Annotated in this window: 3 protein-coding genes; all 3 read right to left on the bottom strand. The window is 47.4% G+C overall.

Translation table 11 applies throughout. The annotated features are described in order from the left end of the window. Positions 1-843: DHA2 family efflux MFS transporter permease subunit (locus AC1DUA_RS32945; RefSeq protein WP_477503744.1), on the bottom strand; the 843-nt coding region annotated here is incomplete at its 3' end. Between the two features lie 11 nt (positions 844-854). Then, the gene (locus AC1DUA_RS32940) at positions 855-2171 is read right to left on the bottom strand and encodes an efflux RND transporter periplasmic adaptor subunit (protein WP_477503743.1); all 1317 of its coding nucleotides are present in this window, start codon (positions 2169-2171) and stop codon (positions 855-857) included. Positions 2172-2191: 20 nt separating this feature from the next. Beyond that, on the bottom strand, positions 2192-2685 hold a 494-nt coding region (locus AC1DUA_RS32935; protein ID WP_477503742.1), incomplete at its 5' end, for an HlyD family secretion protein.

Genomic DNA, 2685 nt, shown 5'->3' with positions numbered 1-2685 from the left:
GCCCGAAATGACACTAATCGTAAATTTAACATTTTTGAATAAGTTCAAGTCCAGAACAGGCTGCTTGGCTCCAAGCTCCACCCAGATTAATAACATTAAACTGCAGAGAGCAACAAACAGCAGGCTGACAATGAACAACGAAGTCCAGCCTTCGGACTGCCCTTTGCTTAAAGCCAGCAGCAGACTTCCGAAGAACATCATGGACAAGACGGCCCCTGGCGTATCAAATTTCAACCCTGTTGTGCGAGGTGACTCCTTCATGAGAATCTTGCCCAACACGACAGCCAGAATGCCAATCGGCACGTTAATGAAGAAAAGGAGCCTCCAGCTGAAATTCTGGATCAAATAACCACCGAATGTTGGCCCTAACGCAGGAGCCACCATGGCCGCAATCCCCCATAATCCCATGGCTGTACCTGTCTTTTCCTTCGGAAAGGTGGTGAAAATAATCGACATTCCGACCGGCATGATGAACCCGCCGGCGAACCCTTGAATGATCCGAAATAAAATCATCGTATTGGCGCTCCACGCCAAACCGCATAACACAGAGAATATAGTAAACCCGGCAACTGAGTAGATAAATAAATTCTTATTGCCGAATCTCGCGCCCAGATATCCGCTCATCGGAATAACCATAGCAGAAGCCAGCGTATATCCCGTAATGATCCACTGCATGGTTGTGAGATCCGAGCCGAATACGGCAACGAATTTATTCATGGCCACGTTCATTAAGCTGCTATTCAATACAGCGACAAACGTACCTGTGACGATAGCAATAAGCGACAGCCACATCTGGCCGTTGCCTTCTGATTTCTGCTTTGTAACCACCGATTCATCGGCCATCAGAGTGCCTCCTATTCGGCTTTTACCTTCGTGCCTTCAGCCAGGTTCTCTGCTGGCTTCACGATGATTTGTTGATCGGCTTTGATGTTGTTGTTAGGCATCACGTAGAGCCAATCCTGATTCTTCTCTTCTGTTTTCACTTCAACAAGGTGCGCTGTGCTGTTGTCTGCGGTGAACAAATATTCTTTTTGATCTTTTTTGATCACTGCACTTTTCGGTACTTCCAGACGGCTTTGCTGGGAAGCATTCAGCTTGACCTCTGCCACCATACCGGCAAACAACAAGCCCTCTTTGTTATCGACTTTGACCTTAACAGGGAATGAGTTGCTGTTTGTGTTCGCTACCGGACTGACGAATGAGATCACGCCTTGAAAGCTTTTATCCGGCACGTTCTGCACCTTAACGTCTACGGTCATGCCTTCTTTCACTTGTGTAATCTGGCTATCCACAACACTAAGCTCTACTTGGACTTGATCCATATTGACAAGCGAGAGGATCTGTACCCCGGCTTGTGCCAACTCCCCTGGCGAAATGCCTTTCTTTACAATGACTCCGTCGATAGGAGCGGTAATTGTCGCATTGGTCAGCCCGCTATTCGCAAGCTCAAGCGTAGCATTCAATCGCTCAACATCCGCTTGGAGCGCTTTAATCGTATTTTCTGTCGGGCCGACTTTCGCAAGATCCAGCTTGGCTTCGGCTCCTCTCAATTGTGCTTCGGCAGCTTTCTGCGCGCCTAAAGCCTGCTCGTAACCTGCTTTGGCCTTTTCATAGTCGAGCGTCCCTTTGTCCAAATCATCCTGCGATACACTTGAGCTGCTCTCGAATGAATTGCGAAGACGATTGTAGACGCTTGTAGCAAGCTCCAATCCTGCTTTGGCCTGCTCAACAGCCGCTGTTGTCTGTTGATAAGCACCACCGGCTGCCTGGATAGAACTCTGAAGTCCAGTGATCTCTTGCTGACGGGCACCTGCTTGTGTATCAGCCAATTTAGCCTGAGCTGCGCTGGTTGAGAATTCGGCTTGTTTGACCTGTTGGATCAATTCGCTGGTCTCTAACTGAACAAGCACATCTCCTTTTTTCACCTTACTGCCCTCTTGCACACGAACTTCAGCAACTTTACCAGATGCCTTCGAAACGATATTAATGCTCTGATCAGGAATTATTTTGCCATTCAGGCCTGCAGCAGCGCCTTGCCCCAACTTGATCACTTGAACAGGAACGACCGATGCTCCTGACTCTTCTGCTTCTATAGCCCCACATGCGGGCAGAATAACGAGGGTAGCTAGTATAAAAACGGCGGGAACTACGAATTGGTTTAATCGTTTCATTTGAACTGGCTCCTCTTTATTTAATTGCTCTTCAAGTGAATTTTGATAGTTGTGCTGATTCCCGGCAATAGTGTAAGGCCTTGATTGTCTTCAATCGCTATTTTAATAGGAATCCGCTGCGTTACTTTGGTAAAATTACCGCTTGTGTTCGTCGATGGAAGCAACGAGAAGGTCGATGCTGTAGCCTTGCTTATTTCTTTTACCTTCCCCGTTAAGATCTTACCTGGGAAATTATCCAATTTAATATCAACCTTTTGCCCCTCATGAATCTTATTGATAGCGGTCTCCTCTATATTGGCTGACACAAACAGCTTATTGGGGTCTACAATCATCGCTACAGCTTGACCAACCGACGCCACTTCGCCAGTCTTGATCAAAGTCTTGATCACCGTGCCTTCTATAGGAGATCTTAATGCTGCTTGATCCATGCTGCTCGTGGCCAAATTGTTGCTATCCTGTTGCCCGACAATCTGATCAGCAAGAACATGCGCACCTTCGTCGATCTGCAAGGACG

This window comes from Paenibacillus sp. 01T422 (genome assembly GCF_056398785.1).
Note: the sequence above shows the minus strand (reverse complement) of the source record. Positions and strands in the feature narration are given on the sequence as shown.

Coding starts and splice junctions, on each gene's coding strand:
- AC1DUA_RS32940 (WP_477503743.1), bottom strand. CDS start 2,171: ATGAAACGATTAAACCAATTCGTAGTTCCCGCCGTTTTTATACTAGCT.